This is a genomic window from Emcibacter sp. (assembly GCF_048269205.1).
In the GTDB taxonomy this organism is placed as follows: Bacteria; Pseudomonadota; Alphaproteobacteria; order Sphingomonadales; family Emcibacteraceae; genus Emcibacter.
Genome location: NZ_JBLXJC010000001.1, coordinates 1,300,896 through 1,319,837 on the forward strand (window position 1 = coordinate 1,300,896; position 18,942 = coordinate 1,319,837).

At 48.7% G+C, this 18,942-nt stretch carries 18 protein-coding genes; 11 read left to right on the top strand and 7 right to left on the bottom strand.

The features are described 5' to 3' along the window. Positions 1-29: 29 nt before the first annotated feature. Entirely contained in the window at positions 30-2,639 is a 2,610-nt protein-coding gene (locus ACN0YD_RS06070) for a hypothetical protein (RefSeq protein WP_417317835.1), read from the bottom strand. A 174-nt stretch (positions 2,640-2,813) separates the two neighbouring features. Here ACN0YD_RS06070 and ACN0YD_RS06075 point away from each other — a divergent pair, with 174 nt between their 5' ends. The 3 genes from ACN0YD_RS06075 to ACN0YD_RS06085 all read left to right on the top strand — a co-directional run bounded on the left by ACN0YD_RS06075 (position 2,814) and on the right by ACN0YD_RS06085 (position 4,483). Continuing rightward, positions 2,814-3,332 carry a DUF962 domain-containing protein gene (locus ACN0YD_RS06075; RefSeq protein ID WP_417317837.1) on the top strand — a complete coding sequence of 173 codons (519 nt, stop codon included), beginning with the start codon at positions 2,814-2,816 and terminating at the stop codon, positions 3,330-3,332. A gap of 103 nt (positions 3,333-3,435) precedes the next feature. Further along, a complete protein-coding gene (locus tag ACN0YD_RS06080; protein ID WP_417317839.1) occupies positions 3,436-3,987 on the top strand; it encodes a response regulator in 552 nt (183 codons plus the stop codon). Beyond that, positions 3,980-4,483, top strand: coding sequence for a hypothetical protein (locus ACN0YD_RS06085; RefSeq protein WP_417317841.1), 504 nt, complete (start codon positions 3,980-3,982; stop codon positions 4,481-4,483). Before ACN0YD_RS06080 ends, ACN0YD_RS06085 begins: the two co-directional genes overlap by 8 nt. A gap of 66 nt (positions 4,484-4,549) precedes the next feature. Here ACN0YD_RS06085 and ACN0YD_RS06090 read toward each other — a convergent pair whose 3' ends face one another. From ACN0YD_RS06090 to ACN0YD_RS06115, 6 genes are all read right to left on the bottom strand, one after another. Then, a complete protein-coding gene (locus tag ACN0YD_RS06090; protein WP_417317843.1) occupies positions 4,550-5,422 on the bottom strand; it encodes a universal stress protein in 873 nt (290 codons plus the stop codon). Between the two features lie 87 nt (positions 5,423-5,509). Beyond that, positions 5,510-6,694, bottom strand: coding sequence for a vWA domain-containing protein (locus ACN0YD_RS06095; RefSeq protein WP_417317845.1), 1,185 nt, complete (start codon positions 6,692-6,694; stop codon positions 5,510-5,512). Positions 6,695-6,750: 56 nt separating this feature from the next. Then, on the bottom strand, positions 6,751-8,400 hold the full coding sequence (locus ACN0YD_RS06100) for a tetratricopeptide repeat protein (RefSeq protein WP_417317846.1): 1,650 nt from the start codon (positions 8,398-8,400) through the stop codon (positions 6,751-6,753). A 15-nt stretch (positions 8,401-8,415) separates the two neighbouring features. After that, positions 8,416-9,261 carry an AAA family ATPase gene (locus tag ACN0YD_RS06105; RefSeq protein ID WP_417317848.1) on the bottom strand — a complete coding sequence of 282 codons (846 nt, stop codon included), beginning with the start codon at positions 9,259-9,261 and terminating at the stop codon, positions 8,416-8,418. Between the two features lie 66 nt (positions 9,262-9,327). After that, positions 9,328-11,019, bottom strand: coding sequence for a tetratricopeptide repeat protein (locus tag ACN0YD_RS06110; protein WP_417317850.1), 1,692 nt, complete (start codon positions 11,017-11,019; stop codon positions 9,328-9,330). Positions 11,020-11,055: 36 nt separating this feature from the next. Further along, positions 11,056-12,735, bottom strand: a complete 1,680-nt coding sequence (locus ACN0YD_RS06115) for a tetratricopeptide repeat protein (RefSeq protein WP_417317851.1) — start codon at positions 12,733-12,735, stop codon at positions 11,056-11,058. Positions 12,736-12,898: 163 nt separating this feature from the next. On the opposite strand from ACN0YD_RS06115, the gene flbT reads away from it, so the two are divergent. From flbT to ACN0YD_RS06155, 8 genes are all read left to right on the top strand, one after another. Beyond that, complete coding sequence (flbT, locus tag ACN0YD_RS06120; RefSeq protein ID WP_417317853.1) at positions 12,899-13,324, top strand: flagellar biosynthesis repressor FlbT; 426 nt, start codon at positions 12,899-12,901, stop codon at positions 13,322-13,324. After that, on the top strand, positions 13,284-13,706 hold the full coding sequence (gene flaF / locus ACN0YD_RS06125; RefSeq protein ID WP_417317855.1) for a flagellar biosynthesis regulator FlaF: 423 nt from the start codon (positions 13,284-13,286) through the stop codon (positions 13,704-13,706). Before flbT ends, flaF begins: the two co-directional genes overlap by 41 nt. A gap of 258 nt (positions 13,707-13,964) precedes the next feature. Then, the gene (locus ACN0YD_RS06130; RefSeq protein WP_417317857.1) at positions 13,965-14,780 is read left to right on the top strand and encodes a flagellin; all 816 of its coding nucleotides are present in this window, start codon (positions 13,965-13,967) and stop codon (positions 14,778-14,780) included. Between the two features lie 176 nt (positions 14,781-14,956). Continuing rightward, positions 14,957-15,418 (top strand): flagellar protein FlaG, encoded by a 462-nt coding sequence (locus ACN0YD_RS06135; protein ID WP_417317859.1) that lies wholly within the window; start codon positions 14,957-14,959, stop codon positions 15,416-15,418. A 75-nt stretch (positions 15,419-15,493) separates the two neighbouring features. After that, on the top strand, positions 15,494-16,333 hold the full coding sequence (locus tag ACN0YD_RS06140; RefSeq protein WP_417317861.1) for an SDR family oxidoreductase: 840 nt from the start codon (positions 15,494-15,496) through the stop codon (positions 16,331-16,333). Continuing rightward, complete coding sequence (locus tag ACN0YD_RS06145) at positions 16,330-17,508, top strand: N-acetylneuraminate synthase family protein (protein WP_417317863.1); 1,179 nt, start codon at positions 16,330-16,332, stop codon at positions 17,506-17,508. Before ACN0YD_RS06140 ends, ACN0YD_RS06145 begins: the two co-directional genes overlap by 4 nt. A gap of 6 nt (positions 17,509-17,514) precedes the next feature. Next, positions 17,515-18,189, top strand: a complete 675-nt coding sequence (locus tag ACN0YD_RS06150) for a glycosyltransferase family 2 protein (RefSeq protein WP_417317864.1) — start codon at positions 17,515-17,517, stop codon at positions 18,187-18,189. Then, on the top strand, positions 18,173-18,919 hold the full coding sequence (locus tag ACN0YD_RS06155; protein WP_417317866.1) for a cytidylyltransferase domain-containing protein: 747 nt from the start codon (positions 18,173-18,175) through the stop codon (positions 18,917-18,919). The genes ACN0YD_RS06150 and ACN0YD_RS06155 overlap by 17 nt, the downstream gene beginning before the upstream one ends. The last annotated feature ends 23 nt before the right edge of the window (positions 18,920-18,942 follow it).

Genomic DNA, 18,942 nt, shown 5'->3' on the forward strand with positions numbered 1-18,942 from the left:
CTGATGCTTTGCAGGGGCAGGGAGCTGGTTTATGAAAGTTTTCCAACGGCCTGCGCCAGAGCCAGGTATACTTTGCCCGCATCGGAAGAGATCAATGCCACGGCAAAAGCAGAATTTGAGGTGCTGCCCATGGCTTTGCCCATCAGGTCTTCAAAGTTCTGCATATATTCCTGGACATACCGGCGGAAGTCAGCATCGTTCTGGCACTTTTCAGCAACCTTGGCCTGAATTTTCTTGTTGCTGACTTTCTTCAGACGACGCAGGAAAGCGCCCTTATCGCCTTTGACATAGAGTTGCCACAGATCGTCTGAGACATCTTCATCAACATATCTGCCGATATCAATTGCCGAGGACTGAAGCTGTTCCATAACCCGGGAGGCGAGGGCGGGGAAGCCGGTTCCTGTTTTCTGCGTGATGCGTTTTTCAAAGGATTCGGCATCGGCAATGACACTGTTGCTGGACAGCTGGATGGATTTGATCAACTGCTGGAACTTCTCATTATGCCGCTCGATCACCTTATTGGTTTCATCGGCTGCCTCGACAGCACTGGCAGAGGCAAGATAGATGCTCTCCGAGGCATGCTGAAGCTCGTCTGAAATACGTTTGATATTGGCCTCTGCCGTCTCTGCGGTCTTGTTGTTGTCAATTTCCAGAGACTGGATTCGTTCGATCAGACTGCCCAGGTGCTCGATGGTTTCATTGCATTTTGAACTGATATAATCAGATGTCTTGCGCCAGTCTTCCGTGATATGACCGGTTTTCTCTTCAGTGGCGTTCATCTGGGCATTGATATTGTTTTCAATGTCCTGCATGTCGCGAAGGCTGCTTTCAGCCCGCTGGCGAATTTCCTCTATGTGGACCGTCAGTTGTTCAGTCTGGCCGAGGATATTGTCAATGACTGTCTGGCCGTGGATGCCAAGGTCAGAGGACTGGTCCTTGAGCCTGTCGATGGCAAGTGAGATATGTTCAGTGACGGTACCGATGCTGTCTGTGAGGCTTTCATGCTGCTGTTTCAGTTTTTCCCCGGACTGGTCAAGCTGTGCCCGATAGGTTTCGGAAATTTCCTCAAAGCGGCTGCTCTGGGTATCCATCAGGCTGACGTTTTCGTTCAGCTTGGCGACATTGGCATCGACCACATGGTTGATACTTTCGGAATGCTTCTGAATGTCCATCAGGGAGCCCTGGATGGACTGGCCGATCTGTTCCGTATTGCCGGACAGAATAGACTGGATTTCCTCGGCCTGGAGCCTGAGTCCTTCGCGAATGACTTCCGCCTGGGTTTCGAGAATTTCCTCGGCATTTGAAATGCGCGCGGCTAGCGAATGTTCCAGGCTTTCGTTCTGGGTATTGATTCGCCGGGTCGTCTCTTCGATCTGTTCCGCCAAATTGGTGGAAAAGTCGTTGATAATCCGCTGGATCATATCCGTGTTCTCGGCGAACCTGCCGCCAGCTTCCTCGATCAGGAGGTTGCCCTTTTCAGTTACTTCCGTAAATAGTCGGCCAAGGTTAGTCGCGTGGGTCTGGAAACTCTCGCCGGCTTCCGCAGTCTGGGCAAGGGCGCCTGCCGCAACCGTAGAGAGGTCGTTTGCCTGCTCCCTGATCATTGCCGTAAGGCGTTCGCTGTCCGAAGCCGTCCCTTCCGTGATTTTCCCAATATTGCCCGCCTGCTCTTCAAGTTTCGTGCAGATTTCGGTGGTTTGCTCGGACAATAGTCCTATCGTTGCGGCCAGACCTTCCCTCTTGGTTTCTACGTCGCTGGTGATCGCAGCAAGTTTTTCGCCGGAAGTATCTACAGTCTGTTCAATATCGGTCGTCAACTTGCGAAGTTTCTCGCCAAGCGTATCCAGTCGCTCCTCAATCTGATGAGCCCGCTCATCGAGCGTTTTTTTCTGGAAAACGATCTCGTTGCTGACTTTTTCAGAATTCTTGCGGGTGATATTGGTGATGGTTTCGCTATCGAACCTGAGCTGGCTGAAAACTGTCTCCAGTTCCTTCAGGCGGCCTGTGATATCCTCGCTCACGCCATGCAGAGCTTCCCGCTCCCGGCCGAGAAGCTCCTGGAAGTCCTGGGTGCGGTTTTCTGCGTTTGTTGTGACCTCGAACAGCGATGTGATCTGTTCCTGAAAGCGGTTCTCCAGATTTTCAATTCTTGACTGGGCGATATCCCCTGCCGCCTCGATATGTTTGATTTCCTTGTGCAGGTTGGCGACAATTGTTTCTACCCGCTTCTGGGCGATATCCAGGGGGGAAAGCAGGTTTTCCAGTCCACTGGACAGGGCAAGCCGTTCCTCCCGCAGGGGGGTGACACGCAAAAAGGCAAGTGTCATCAACCAGATCACCATGAGCGGCAACATGGCGCCGGCAAGAAGTCCCGCCATCTCATAAAGCGGCATTCTATCAAGCTGACGGTCCGAGGTCAGGAAAAGGCTGATACAGGCACCAACCCACAAAATGCTCAGGACCGTTGAGGTCAGCATGGGCCAGTAGGTTTTCAGCCAGGCTTTGGTCCCTGCCTCTCGCGTGATATTGACCTTGTGGTGCTTCAGGGACGATGGGTGAGGGGTAACCACCTGGTCATTGTTCGATGCCTCGGCCTGCTTGGTTTCTGTGTCGGCCTGGCTTGTGCTCTGTTCACTCATGCTGCGATCATAGTTATTTGGGGGTTGAATTTGCCGTGCATTCTAACAGGCTACCAAGGGTGTAGCAACTGCCCCGGTGACAATAAAAGATAAATTGGGTGTATCTGTGAACTATGATACAATCAGGCCTTCAAAAAGAACATAAAACTGGATGCTTCGTAACGGGAAAGACAGATGAAGAACTTCTTTATACAGCAGATGGCCATGTATTCTGCTTATCATATGGATACACGTAACCAGATAACTCACTATATTGGCGTTCCATCCATCGTGATCTCCCTGTTTATGCTTTTTTCCTGGATCGGTCTTTTCACATTGAACGGTATACAGGTTACCTTTGCCATGGTTTTTCTGGCAGTGATTTTGCTGTTTTATCTACTGTCAGATCTGGTGATCGGCGTTGTTGCCGCCATAGTCTTTATCCCACTCTTGAAAATGTCCGCTAGTCTGGCGCCGGTTGCCGACAGCAACGGCTGGATATGGTTTGCAGTGCTGTTCGTGGGCGGGTGGATATTCCAGCTTGTGGGGCATGTATTCGAGGGCAGAAAACCAGCCCTTTTGGATAATCTTTTCCAGATTTTCATGGCACCGGGTTTTCTGATCGCGGAGGCCCTTTTTCATCTTGGTCTGCACAAGAAGCTCAGGGCAGAGATCGGCAGTCACACCGCTGAGTATACTGTGCAGGCAAGCTAACTGCAGATAAAAACTGAAAAATTTGAGCAAAGTTTCATACTTTATTTACCCTAATCCCACAAGATTGCCTCAAAGCATTTGAAGATTAAGGTAGATAATAGATATGAGTAATCTGGACTTGAGCAGGATCAGTGTCCTGGTCGTTGAAGACAGCCAATTTATCCGTTCATTAATTGTCAATAGTCTGCGCGTGCTGGGCGTCGGGACGATCAAATCCGTCGGGGACGGAGGAGAAGCTATTGAATTTCTCAAACTGGTCGTGGAAAACCCGATGAAAGCCGGAATGATGTCCGTTGACCTGATCATTTCCGACTGGGAAATGTCGCCTGTGAACGGCATGATGCTGCTGCGCTGGGTGCGCCGGCACAAAGAATCCCCGGATCGTTTCGTTCCCTTCGTCATGATTACCGGCTATTCCGAACCTGCCCGCGTGCAGGAAGCGCGCGAGATGGGTGTCAATGAATTCATGTCCAAGCCGTTTTCCATCAACGCGCTGGCCGACAAGATTTTTTCTGTCATCATGAAGCCGCGTCAGTTTGTCCACACTGCGTCGTACTTTGGCCCGGACAGGCGACGCCAGAATGTTCCTTTCGAAGGAGAAGATCGTCGCAAGCTGACTTATGAAAGTGAAGAAGTGGAAGTAATCAATGGGTAAGCCGGTGAAGGTGCGTTTTTATCGCCTGAAAAACAAATTGAGAGAAAAAGCTGTCGGGCTGGGCAATGTCAATCCGGAAGACGTGTCATTTGATGAAGGCATGATGCTCAAGGCCCATGAAGCACTACAGGAAATGGCCGAGGATTATCCGGACTGGGTATCCACGCTGATTGACAATCTTGCGGAGGAACATCGCCGTTGTGTGGATACTCCTGAATATCGCAAGGCTCACTATGAGAAGATCAACGCTATTGCCCACGATATGAAGGGCCAGGGTGGTACATTCGGCTATCAGCTGATAACCGATTTTGCCGAAGGGCTGTACAACTTCACCGGTCCCAGTGCGGGGATGGGGGACAGTCACGTGGAGATTATCAAGGCCCATATCGATGCCATGCGTGTGGTAATCAAGGATCGCATTGAGGGTGACGGTGGCCAAATCGGTACAGAGATTAAAAAATCTCTTGAAGCGGCGATTTCAAAATATCGGCGCTAGTAATTTTCATTCTGAACAGTACTGTCCTCCTGCAGCATTGCCGCAGGAGGATTTTTTTTCTTCGCCTCAATCGGGTTTGATGGCGAGGATATCCGTGCGTAAGATCTTCAGAATTTTTTCGCTGCTGTTACCGATCACAATTCTGGAAAGTCCTTTTCTGCGGTGGGTTCCAAGTACAACCAGTTCAGCTTTTAGGCGGTTGGCAATCGACGGAATGACTTTCTCGACCAGTCCCGCTTTATAATGAAGGTTCTTGGCGGGAATGCCAAAAGTAGCTACATAATCCTGGAGTTTCTTCAGCTGTTTTGCCTTGAAACGTTCAAATATTTCATCCTTGTGGATGATATCCAGGTCGGCGAGAGCTGAGTTATAGGTGACCACGTAACAGCAATGGAGTTCAGCACCCATCAAATCCGCAAATTCCCTGGCCTGGCCAAGGACCTTATCATTCAAGGCCTTTTGTTCCGCATCATCGCTGGAAAAGTCAATGGTGGCCAGAACCACCGGTTTGGTGCGCCAGCTTTCTGCACTCAGGATCATGACAGGGGTTGCAGGCAGGTTCAGAAGCCGGAAATCGGAAGGGTGATGCAAAATAGACTCGGAACGATGGCCGGTTTTGATGATCAGGTCGCGGGGGGTTTTCTGACAACTTAGATCAACAGCCTCCGCCAGGTTTTTGCCCCAGTTCACCTCGCCGGTAACATTTTTTTTGCCCGCAATCAGCTTGTCCAGCCTGGCTTTTGTCTTATCCATCAATTTCTTTTGCAGCTGCTCAGCCTCTTCGGCGGTGATCAGTTCGGGATGATCAAAGACCTCGTCATAGACAAGCGAGAAAATGTGAACTTCCGCATCTCCCTTTTCTGCAAAAAACATGGCTTTGTCCAGGGCGAGGGACGGGGCCGCGGGAAGTTGTTCGGCGATGACAAGAATTTTTTTCATGACTTTGACCTTCTGGTTTTTCTCTTGGTACTATTATCATAAGGTGGGGAGGTTGGCTTTTCAATTGAAGCAGGTCATTCGGGTAAATTATTTTTTCCGGCTCAGTTCTTTCATGGCGCCTTCAAGGCCGGCCAAAGTGAGGGGATACATGCGGTTTTCCATCAGTTCCTTTATCAGGGTGACAGAATGGGTGTAGTCCCAGTATTTTTCCTTTACCGGATTAAGCCAGACCGCACTTTCATAAACCTTGAGAATCCGACGCATCCAGATTTCGCCGCTTTCCTCGTTCCAATGCTCTACGCTGCCGCCAGGATAGACAATTTCGTAGGGGCTCATGGAAGCATCACCGACAAAGATCACCTTATAGTCATGGGGATATTTATGCAGGATGTCCCAGGTATTGATCCGGTTCACATTGCGGCGGCGGTTGTCCTGCCAGACGCCTTCATAAAGACAGTTATGAAAATAGAAATATTCCATATTCTTAAATTCGGTGCGGGCGGCGGAAAAAAGTTCCTCGCAGATTTTGATAAAGGGGTCCATGGAGCCCCCAACATCAAAAAACAATAGGACTTTTACCGCATTATGGCGTTCCGGGACCATCTTGATGTCAAGCCAGCCCTGTTTGGCAGTGCTATGGATGGTGTCATGCAGATCGAGTTCGCTGGCCGCGCCCTCCCGGGCAAAGCGGCGCAGGCGTTTAAGGGCCACCTTGATGTTGCGGGTGCCGAGCTCCACATTGTCGTCCAGGTTCTTGAACTGGCGTTTGTCCCAGACCTTGACGGCCTTGCCGTGCCGTCCTTCCTTCTGGCCGATACGCACACCTTCCGGATTATAGCCATAGGCGCCGAAGGGGGAGGTGCCGGCCGTGCCGATCCATTTGTTGCCGCCCTGGTGGCGTTCCTTCTGCTCCTCAAGGCGTTTCTGCAGGGTTTCCATGAGCTTGTCCCAGTCGCCCATGCCCTCGATTTCCGCCATTTCCTCAGGCGTGAGAAATTTTTCCGCCAGCTTGCGCAACCATTCTTCAGGAATTTCCGTTGTCAGATCTTCGATCGCCGGGGCTTCCAGTCCCTTGAAGTGATGGCCGAAAACCTGGTCGAACTTGTCCAGATTGCGTTCGTCCTTCACCAGGGTCGCCCGGCTCAGATAATAAAAGTCATCTATGGAATAATCCGCCAGCCCTTTTTTCATGGCCTCCATGAGGGTAAGGTACTCCCGCAGGGATGCGGGAACATTATTTTCACGTAACGCCAAAAAGAAATCTATAAACATTCAAGTCTCTTTTTATTGAAGCCTGTATGAGAAAGTGGTCTGTTTATTCAGGCAAGTCAAATGTGCTTCTCCAGATGCTCAGAAACCTTTCCCATAAAGCCAGGCCATTTCTCATTGAGGTTCTTTTTGAAAACCCGGCCGTTGTTCAGCCAGGGCGGATTGTCGGTTCCAAATGTCCACCATGTGTCTCCGGAATTCAACCACCAGGTTTCTACTCCTGTATTGACTGCAAGGGCATTGCACGTAGTCGCAGGACCGATCGCCAGGTCAAGACAAGACATAAGAGCTGCGCTGTTCAGGAAATCATTTTTGAGATCCAGTTCCTCGAAACTGTAAATTTTTTGCCCGGACATTTTTTCCAGTTCTGCCAGTTCCTCGCCGCACTCTCCATATTGAAGGTTTATGAAATTTGCCTCGGGGTTGCTTTTGATCAGTTCGGCCCATTCAGTGAGGGGCGCATACTGAAGAGATCTGAGGACAGACAATTTTCCGCTACGCCAGCTGATGCCGATATTCTTCTTATGCGGAAGTTTACCGAGCCTTTCCTGCCAGACTGACTTAAGTTCAGCCGGGATGTTCAGCGGAGAAGCAGTGTATTTTTTCAAATCGTCCGGTGTCGGCCAGAAAATTTTAAACAGATCGAAATTCAGACAGAAATAGTCGATATCAATATTTTTAAGGGCGGGATATATCCGGGCCAGTTTCTCGGTCTTGCGGTCTTTTTTCTCTTCATAGGGGATAACTTCGGCGTCCGGGAAACAGGATTCGTACAAAGGGACAAGTCTCTCATCGCAACCGATGTATAGTTTTTTTGCCTGCGATATCAATTCAGCGTAGAGGCCGGAGAGGAAAATTTCATCACCGACACCCTGTTCGGCGCCGATCAGCAGCGTCTTGTCCTTCAGGTCTTCTCCAGTCCAGGAAGGGATGTGTGACGGCATTTTCCGGGAATTGGGGTTCAGTAGGCTCTTGCGCCATTCATACTCTTTCCACCCTTCTTCCAACTGGCCGGAGATCAGCAGGGTGGTGGCAAGATTCAGATGGGCATCGGGAGAATCGGGAAGAAACTCCACAGCTTTTCTGGCGTGCTTTACTGCCTGCTCATAATTGCCCACACTTTCATATGAAAGTGTAATGTTGTTATAGACTGTGCCGTTTTCAGGGTTGAGCTTGAGGGCCTCTTCAAAAAATACCAGGGCTTTGTCTGGCCCGTCTCTCAGGCTCACCACATTGCCGAGGCTATCCCAGAGATATTCCTGGTCGGGAAAGATGGGGATTATTTCCTGCAGGAGGGATATGGCTTCGTCTATCTGTCCATCATTTTTCAAGGCATTGGCATAGTGGTAGTAAGCTTTGGGATCTCCGGAACTCAGTTGAAGATTCCTGGCGAGGAATTTGACCGCAAGATCATTCAGGCCCAGTCGCAGGCATGTATTTCCTGCCGTCGAAAGTATTTCCGGATTATTTTCGTCCCTGGCGGCAGCCTGCATAAGCATATCGGTCCCCTTATTGATCTGCCCCAGTCTGAGGTAGCTGTCCGACAACAACAAAAGAAGGTCAGTAGAGTCCATGCCGAGCGCCTTGGCGCCTTCCATCAGCTCTATGGCCTTTACATAGTTCTTTTTCTGATAAAAAGACTGTGCATTCTGAAACAGTTTTCTGGACTGTGCCCCGGTTTGTCTGGATAGCTTGCTTGACTGAGGCATTGCATTCCTGCCTTCTTACCGGTTTTCTCTTTTGTTCATGAAGGCCAGGCGCTCGAACAGATGCACGTCCTGCTCGTTTTTCAGCAGGGCACCGTGCAGCGGGGGGATAAGCTTTTTCGGATCGCGGCTTTTGAGCACGTCGACAGGCATATCCTCAATCATCAGAAGCTTGAGCCAGTCGAGAAGTTCGGACGTGGACGGGCGTTTTTTCAGGCCGGGAACGTCGCGGATGTCATAGAACAGGTTTAGCGCCTCCCGCACCAGCATTTGCTGGATGTCCGGGTAATGGACATTGACAATCTGGTGCATGGTGTCCCGGTCCGGGAACTGGATATAATGGAAGAAACAGCGCCGCAGGAAGGCGTCCGGCAGTTCTTTTTCATTGTTACTGGTGATGATCACCAGCGGGCGCTGCTCGGCCTTGACGGTTTCACCGGTCTCATAGACATTGAATTCCATGCGGTCCAGTTCCTGCAGCAGGTCGTTGGGAAATTCGATATCCGCCTTGTCGATTTCATCAATCAGAAGGATCGGGGAATCATCCGCCTCGAAGGCCTCCCACAGCTTACCTTTTTTAATGTAGTTTTTGATATCCTTGACCTTTTCGTCGCCAAGCTGGGAATCACGCAGGCGGGAAACGGCGTCGTACTCGTACAGGCCCTGCTGGGCCTTGGTGGTGGATTTGATGTGCCATTCCAGCAGGTTTTTACCGGTGGCTTTGGCGACTTCATGGGCCAGTACGGTTTTTCCGGTGCCCGGTTCTCCCTTGATAAGGAGGGGACGCTGCAGCGTCATGGCGGCATTGACGGCGACCATCAGGTCTTCGGTTGCCACATAAGTATCGGTACCCTTAAACTTCATTTTTCAAACACCTGTTTTAGATTGTTTGTGGAAAGTTACCGAAAGGTCGAAACAGGGTCAAAGATTTTATTTCCCGGCGAGTTTTTTATCGACCCATTCGTTGAATGTGTTGGCCATTTCTTTCATAAAGACTGGCCATTTGTCCGTGGCTTTTTTAGCATGGATATAGCCTTTTTCCAGCCAGCGTGGGTTTTCCTCGCCGAAAGTCCACCAGGGGTGTTCCTCGCTCATCCACCAGATCTCGGTTCCGGTAAGTCCGGCCTGGATGACGGGAGTTGTGGTCGGTCCCATGGCCAAATCGAGGCAGGACATCATGGCGGAGGTTCCTTCAAAATCATCTTTGAGATCAAGATCTTCAAAGTTGTGAATTATGATTCCGTGTTTTTTTTCCAGTTGTTTCAGTTCATCCTTACAGTCGCCATACTGGATGTTGACGAAATTAACATTCTTGTTCTTGAGAACCGGCAACCAGTCATCAAGATCCGCATAATGAATTTTACGCTGCACATGCAGAACACCGCTACGCCAACAGATACCAATATTCGGTTTTGAGGGCAGACTGTCCAGCCTGTTCTGCCACGTTGTAACGAGCTCAGGGGCAGGGGTCAGTATTTTATTCCGGGATTTTATATTATCCACGGACTGCCATAGGTTGGCAAGGCAATCCAGGCTGGTGCACATATAATCGATTCTTTCGGCGATATTTTCCTCTAGTGCAGCGTAATGGCGTCCTTCGCGTCCGTCCGGGGTCTGGATAATTGTGCAGGCAAGGATGGTTGCCTTTGGAAATGAATTCTCGAACAGGGAAACCAGTCTTGGATCGCAGCCAATATAGACATGCGCTGCCCTGTCAATAATCTGATCATAGACTGGCGTGGCGAGAAGCTCATCACCAACGCCCTGTTCCGCAGAAATCAGCAGTGTTTTTCCACTAATATCGGCATTGTTTTCCCATCTGGAAATCTTATAAGGCAGATAACAGGAACTGTTGCTTCCTGGATGATGGCGCCAGCCGTATTCTTTCCATCCATCGGACAAGATGCCCTCATTCAGCAGGATTTTGGAATAAAGCATGTGGGCCTGAGGGAATTCATTGAATTTCTTGACACAGGCTTGTGCCAACTCCTTTGCCCGATCCCTGTTACCCAGATCATCATGGATCTTCGAAAGGTTATAAAGAGCGAGTCGATCATCAGAATCGAGCCTGTGGGCTTCCTCATAAAATACCAGGCTTGCCTCGGGTCCATCACGAAGCTGTACAACGCTGGCGAGGGACGTCCAGAGACCGACATATTCAGGATAAATCGGAATAATCTCCTGTAACAAATCTATGGCTTTATCGAACTGGCCGATTTCCTTTAGTGCTGCGGCAAGATTGACATATCCTTTGGGATCACTGGGCTTCAATCTGGTGTAATGTTCATATGCCTTGAAAGCGATGTCGTGAAAATTGAACTTGAGCGCTGCCCCGCCAATGACAGTACATATATCCGCATTGCCGGGATCTTGTTCAAGACACTCTATAAGTGTTTCAATCGCCCTGGCTTTTTCACCTATATGAAACAGGCAATTGGCGATCTGCACGGCAATCTGCGAGTTGGAATTATCAAATTTCCAGGCCGCCTCCAGAAAGTGAGCGGCTTGAGTATATTGCCCTTTTTTAAAAAGCTGGTTCCCTTTCAGAAGAACCCTGTTGAACTGTCCTCTATTCCTGACAACCAGTCCTGTTTCATGTGTGTTTTGTTTCTGTGATGTCATGATCTATTTGTTCAACGTAAAGTGCCTTGATGGTGATTAGGAAAGTTTTTTCTCAACCCATTCATCAAATGTTTTGCCCATTTCTTTCATGAATTCAGACCATTTTTCTGTGGGTTTTTTCGCGTGGATATAACCCTTTTCCAGCCAGCGGGGTTTTTCCTCACCGAATGTCCACCATGGCATGTTATCAGTGAGCCACCATGTTTCTACACCTGTTGTGCCTGCCTGAAGCACAGGAGTTGTCGTCGGGCCCATAGCAAGATCCAGGCAACTCATCATTGCTGCCGTCCCTTCAAAATCGTCTTTAAGATCAAGATCCTGGAAATTGTGAATTTCTATATCAAATTTCTCAGATATGCTTTTAAGTTCTTCAGAACACTCACCATACTGAATATTGATAAAATCAACTTTTTTATTTTGCAGTATGGGAAGCCATTCTTCGAGCTCTGCATAGTGTCTTTTGCGCTGGACATGAAGCACGCCACTTCTCCAGCAAATCCCTACTTTTAGACGTCCCGGTAATGCAGCTATTCTTTCTTGCCATTTTTGGACCAACTCTTCAGGGGGAAAAAGAATTTTGCTTTTGGCCTCTATGTCATTTAGGTGCCGCCACTGGTTTCTCAGTGTATCAAGGCTGTAGCACATAAGGTCAACTTCCTTGACATCAAGATCCGGATAAACCCTTAAATCGTTACCTGTTGTTGGATTGGTTTGAAAATAACAGGCGTGAATAGTTGCCGAAGGAAAGCTATGCTGCAAAAGGTCGACAAGTCTCCGGTCGCAGCCGATATGCACTTTTTTTGCTTCGGAAATGATCCGTTCGAACAAAGGCGTTGCCAATAGTTCGTCGCCAACCCCCTGTTCGGCGGAGATGAGGAGGGTCTTGCCTTTCAGGCTTTGTCCAGGGCGCCACTCGGGTATGGAATAGATGGCCGGCAAATGGTTTGTATTTGATTTATGTTTTCGCCATTCATAGTGTTTCCAGCCCTCCTCAAAATTACCTTCACACAAAAGGATTTGTGAATATCGCAGGTGAGGGGATGCATATTCTGAACTTACCTCCAGGCAATGTTCCAATGTTTTTTTTGCATCCTCTATTCTTCCCATGCCGTAATAAATGTCGGGAAGGTTATTCAGAACCTGTCGGTTATTCGGGTCAAGACGTAATGCTTCTTCATAAAACACCAGGCTGGCCTCGAGACCATCCCGTGCTTGAACTGCAGCGGCAAGGCTGTTCCAGAGATCTGCTGTTTCCGGGAAAAGTGGGAGGATTTCTTGTAACAGACCGATCGCATCATCAAGTCTTCCCATCTCTCTCAAGGCGGAAGTAAGATTTACATACCCCCGATAATTATCGGGTTTTAACCGCGTGTAGAGTTCGTAGCATTTATAGGATAGTTCGAAAAAGTTCATTTTCATGGCCGCTTGGCCAAGAACAGAGCATATGTCCGGATTGCCGGGGGATTTCTCCAGTATATGTGTCAGCAATTCAAGAGCTTTGTTTTTTATACCTAAATGAAACAGGCAGTCTGCGACAATTACCGCAATCTCAGTATTCTCCGGATCAAATTGCCAGGCGGCATTCATGATTTGCAGAGCCTGACTGTATTCACCATTTTTATACAGCAGGTTACCTTTTTTTATGTATTTACCAAATTGCCCTTTGGTTTGGGGAGGGGCGACAGGTTTGTCGTTTGCTGTTTTATTTCTTGGCATAATGCAGAGGCATTCCTGAGGAAAATTTTTAACGAAACTCAAAATAAAATTGAATTCGTTTATAATATGTTAACCACCTGTTTGTGAAAATACAAAATAACAGGTATGATCCGGATCATATGGTTAATATCAAACTGGATCAACTATAAAGAAAGTTAAAGAAATGGCGTTAAAGCTGTCTTTGAAACCGGGAGAAAAATTTGTCGTCAATGGGGCTGTGATGGTCAATGGGGACCGGCGAGCGACACTGGTTCTTCAGAATAAGGCCTCACTGCTGCGTGAGAAGGATATTATGCAGGCGGAAGAGGTGAATACACCGGTCAAGCATGTATATTTTCCTATAATGCTAATGTATATGGATGAGGCAGGATACAAGGATTATTACGAGCAATTCGTGTTAAGAATGACTGAATTGCTGGGGGTTATCGAAAATCCCGCTGCCCGTACATTGTGTGTCGCCATCAGTCATGATGTAATGAATCAGGAATATTACAAAGCTCTTAATAAGTGCAAAAAACTGTTTGATTATGAAAAAGAGAGATTGAATTATGTCCCTGGAAGCCTACCAGAAGACACAGACAGCAACTGAGACACATTCTCAGACTGAGTACAGAATATTTACGGAAGTTACGCGAGCGCTGATGGAAGCTAAGGATCTGCAAAAAACAGATAAACGGCTCCATGAGGCACTTCATTGGAACAGACGGCTTTGGTCTACCCTTGCTACAGATTGTGCAGTGGAGGGCAATAAATTACCTGACGTAGTGCGTGCTCAAATTATCTCTCTATCTATATGGGTTGGTAAATATAGTTCTCAGGTGGCGCGGGGAGAAGAGAATATTGATGCTTTGATCAATGTGAATCGTAATATTATGGACGGTCTTGCGGCCCAGGCCTCATTAATGAAATCCGATTCATCCGCAGTAAAAGAGCCCGACATGAATTACTCCGGAACCTCCACAACGGTGTAGTCTGAATTATTAATTTTATTTGGCAGCAGCGCAAACTCCAATAAGGTGTTTGCGCTGTAACTATTTGTAAAAGATATGAAATTATCGAAATCTAATTATTAATACTCTTGTTAACCTTTTGTTTACAGTTTATAGAATAATCTGGTTTTGTGAGCTGTGGTATCAGAATGATGTCTTGGTGGTTCACAAAATCGGGTAAAAATGCCCGGCGGGACAAAAGGTCCTGTTGATTGTTACTCTCAGAATGGAGATATATAGATGGCTTTTTCAGTAAACACCAATGCGGGTGCGCTTATTGCCCTGCAGACTCTCAATAAAACCAATAAATCCCTTAACATCACCCAGAACCGTGTTAACACTGGTTTTAAAGTGGCGACTGCTAAGGATAATGCTGCGGTTTATTCTATTGCCCAGTCCCAGCGTGGTGAGCTTTCCGGTTTGAAGGCTGTTAAAGACAGCCTGAACTTCGCTACCGGTGCTATCGATACGGCACTGGCCGGCGCCGAAGCTGTGTCTGACCTTCTCATTGAAATGAAGGAAAAGGCTGTGGCCGCGAAAGACCCTGGCCAGGATGATGCTCAGCGTACAAAACTGAATAACGAATTTGTGCAGCTGCGTGATCAGATCAACACCATCGTGAGCAATGCTGAATTTAACGGTGTTAACGCGATTAACGGTTCTGACAACATTGTGGGCATTGTGAACCAGGACGCGTCTTCTTCGATCACTATTGCCGCTCAGACACTGACACTGACTGGTCTGTCTCTGAACGCTTCAACGATTGGTGCAGTTACCGACGCAGGTAACGCAGTTACCGCCGTTGACAACGCTCTGGACAGCACGAACGCTGCTTTGGCGGTTCTTGGTGCCGGTTCTAAACGTATCGAATCTGTGCAGTCATTCGTGAATAAACTGTCGGATACGATCGAGGTGGGTATTGGTAACCTTGTCGACGCCGACCTGGCTCGAGAGAGTGCGAACTTGCAGTCACTGCAGGTGAAACAGCAGCTAGGCTTGCAGGCTTTGGCGATTGCCAACCAGCAGCCGGGTACAGTGCTGTCACTCTTCGGGTAATATTTCCCAATATAACAAGCGGCGGGGCGATATATTCGCCCCGCCGATCTCCAAAAAGAACTTTATTGTTTTTGCTATTTTTTTAGAATAAAATTTGTTGCATAAGAAATTTTTAAAAGTGGAAAACAGAAAACTAGCAGTGTTAACGGAGATTACAACAAAGTAAGAGAAAAGCGATGGTTGACGGACTTAAAATAAATCCGTCGGTCCCTGGAGCCGGGAGTGCCAAAGACGCAGAAAGCTATGGCGGTCCGAACAAAATAAAACAAAAAACGGCTTTATACAAAACTGAAAATATATTCAGGACTCCAGGGTCCGGAGCGGAAAAGGAAAGCAAACTCTCTGCAGCAATTACTCGGGCTGCTGGAGAGAAAACGCGTGCCCTAAATGCTGATAGCACGAAGGACTTTCTCAAGGCCGCGGAAGAGATCATCAATGCTTCGCTGCCGCAGGATCCACCTGATACCCGGCTTCGAATTGACAAGGATGATGCCACAGGTGTTTTCATTTATCAGGGTATAGACAAGGATTCCGGTGAAGTGGTGCATCAGTGGCCAGCTGACGAAGTTTTGAAATTCTTGGCTCATCACAGGGAACAGGAAGGTGCGGAAGGTATTGTCGTTGATGTTGAAACCTGACTGGCAGAAAAAGATTTTAAAATAAGAACCCGCCTGACATAATCAGGTGGGTTTTTTATTGGGTTAAATTTTCTGATGAAAATATTGGTGACGGGCGGATCAGGTTTGCTGGCGCCCTATATTCGGGAGGTATTCGAGCAGGTGGGGGAGGTCATACTGACTTCCCGCAGTAATCGGAATCATCCCTGCGATCTGACCTCAAAAGATCAGGTGAACTCATTGATTCAGGAGATTAGGCCTTCTGTAGTTGTTCATTTGGCTGCCCTGACTGATGTGGATTATTGCGAGAAACACCCTGGCGAAGCCCGGGAAGTCAATTTTGTCTCGACGAGCAATCTGGTTGCGGCTCTTGAGGGCTCGGGCAGCTATCTGATCTATATTTCTACCGATCAGGTCTACCCGGACGGAAGTGGGCCGTTCAGGGAAGACCAGGTGGCGCCGGTTAATGTTTACGGAGCTACAAAATTGCAGGGAGAACAGGCGGTTCGCGATTATCCGGACAGCTTGATCGCACGGATCAATATTGTCGGTCCTTCCCGGACAGAGGGAAGATCCAGCCTCAGTGACTTTTTTATTCAGTCCTTTTCTGGAAAACGGCATATCAGACTTTTTCAGGATGTTCTGTTTTCTCCGTTACATATGAAGACTTTGGCACAAGTTTTGCTACAATGTTACAGCCAGAAATTAACAGGAACTTTTAATATAGGGTCCCATGATGGGATGAGTAAAAAGGATTTTGCCCTGAAACTAGCGGAATATAAGGGGTTGGATGCCTCAAATGTGACAATTGCTGACAGCAGTGACTTACCCGGTCGTGCTGCAAGGCCCCGGGATTTGAGGATGGATGTTGCCTGGTTTGAAGGGAAAAGCGGGATAAAATTGCCTGGTTTGCAGGAAGAGATTGAAAAGATATGACTAACCGGATCAAAATCGGAAATCATTATGTGGGGCCCTCGGACCCGGTCTATTTTATAGCAGATGTTGCAGCCAATCACGATGGAGACCTGGAAAAGGCCAAGGATCTGATTTATTCCTGCGCTGAAAACGGGGCCCGCGCCGCCAAATTCCAGAATTTTTTCGCCAAATCAATCGTCTCTGACAAGGGCTTTCGTCAGATGGGAGGCAAGTTTTCCCATCAGGAAGCCTGGGATAAAAGTATTTTCGAGATTTATGAAGATGCTTCCCTGCCGGTGACCTGGACCGAAACCCTGAAGGAAACATGTGCTGACGCCGGCATCGATTATTTTACCGCCCCGTATTCGCTGGAACTCGTTGCACTTTTGCAACCCCATGTCTCAGCCTGGAAAATGGGATCCGGAGATATCACCTGGCACGAGGAAATCGAGGCCATGGCAAAGTCAGGCCTGCCGTTTATCATGGCAACCGGGGCTTCCACCATGGAAGAGGTGAGTGCCGCAGTGAATGTGGCGCGGACACATACGGACCAGATGATCCTCATGCAGTGCAATACCAATTATACCGCCAGGCCTGATGAGCCCAGGGGGGTTACACTAGAACGATTCAGGAATATAAATCTGAAGGTTCTGGAAACTTTTGCCGGAGCATTTCCCGGTCTTTCCCTTGGGCTGTCGGACCATACCCACGGGCACAGCACGGTCTTGGGGGCAGTCGGATTGTTCGGTGCCCGCTCAATCGAAAAACACTATACCCTGGATAACAATCTTGTCGGCCCGGATCATCCATTTTCCATGAACCCGGAAAGCTGGAAGTTAATGGTCGACAGGACGGCCGAGCTTGATGAAGAACTGTCCGGCGACATGTCCTGGAAAGAGAAGTATCAGATTGTAGAATCTCTTTGTGATGATCCGGAAGGACTGGCCCTTGCCATAGGGGACGGGATAAAGAGGGTTGAGGTCAATGAAAAGGATACGGTTGTGCTACAACGCCGGGGGCTGCGGGCAACCCGGGATATGAAGGCGGGAGAAGCAATTGGGAAAGAGGATCTGTTTCCCCTGCGGCCCTGTCCTACTGATGCTCTGCCCCCCTATGAATTTGTGAAATGTGTTAGTCGGAAACTTGCGAAAGATATTGAAGAGGGGGAACATATCACCTTGGAACATCTGGTGTAACACTTTATGAATAAAGAAGAAAAACATATCGCAATTATAATTCCGGCACTCGATGAAGAGAATACTATCGCGATAGTGGTAAAGGCGGTAATGTCCTATGGTGACGTGATAGTGGTGGATGACGGCTCTATGGATCAGACGGCGAAGACTGCCAGAGAGGCAGGAGCTCAGGTAGTGTCTCATCCCCTAAATCAAGGCTATGACATGGCCCTGTTTAGCGGTTTTTCCCACGCCATTGAGCAAGGATATCAAATCTGCCTGTCCATTGATGCAGATAATCAGCATTGTCCCGATTGTATTCCCGAACTTGTGCGACCCCTTCAAGAGGGACAAGCTATCGTCTCTATTGGGGTGCGGCCCAAGCCGGCGCGGCTTTCGGAAGCGTTGTTCCGCCTCTATACCCGCGCTCGCTGGGGGATACGGGACATTCTTTGCGGAATGAAGGCCTATGATACGGAAGCTCTGAAAAACTATATCCATATTTTTCGACATCCTACCATCGGGACCGGAGTGACCCTGGCCGCCGCCCGGAAAGGTGAAGCTATCTACCAGCTTGATATGCCGGTGCGTGAAAGGGAGGATACGCCGAGGATTGGGCGGGTCCTTCGCGCCAACTGGATTATCTTCAAGGCTATGCTTGGTGATATTTTTTCAGGAGGGGTCTATGCCCGCGATGGATAAGACAGTGGTGATTGTCCAGGCCCGAATGACATCTACCCGCCTGCCTGGCAAGGTGCTGAAAACATTGGCAGGAAAAACAATTATCGAGCATGTCATTGAGCGCTGTCGCCGGATAACGGGGGTGAACGAGATCTGTATCGCCATGCCAGATGATCAAGCCCAGACGCCGTTGGTGGAATTCGTGCAGGAGCTTGAGGGAGTGTCATTTTTCCAAGGCTCAGAGAGCAATGTTCTGGAAAGAACCTTTCTGGCAGCACAATCCGTTGGCGCCCGGACAGTGCTGCGAGTTACCTCAGACTGCCCATTTATCGATCCTGATGTATCTGGGGCCTTGCTGGCCGCTTACCATCAGGCCGGCGCCCGCTATGCCCGTCTGCCCATGGACAGAGGCTTCCCCTTGGGGTTTGATACGGAGGTGCTGTCAATGGACCTCCTGCGCGAAGTCTATGAAGCTGATACAGACGAATATGAAAAAGAACATGTGACCCCTTATATCTGGCGCCGTCATGAACAATACGGGTGTCTTATGCTTGATCATCTACCGGACCTGCGCCATTGGCGGCTTGTTGTAGATGAGACCGCAGATTATGAGTTTGCCTGTCGTGTGTTTGATGAACTCTATCCGGCCAGGCCGTGCTTTGGGCTTGAGGATTTGAAAAGCCTCTTTGAAGCAAAGCCGGAATTACTTGAAATTAACGCCACTGTGGCGCAAAATCCTTATGTAAAATAAACCGGTTAGTCCGGTAGCGAGGA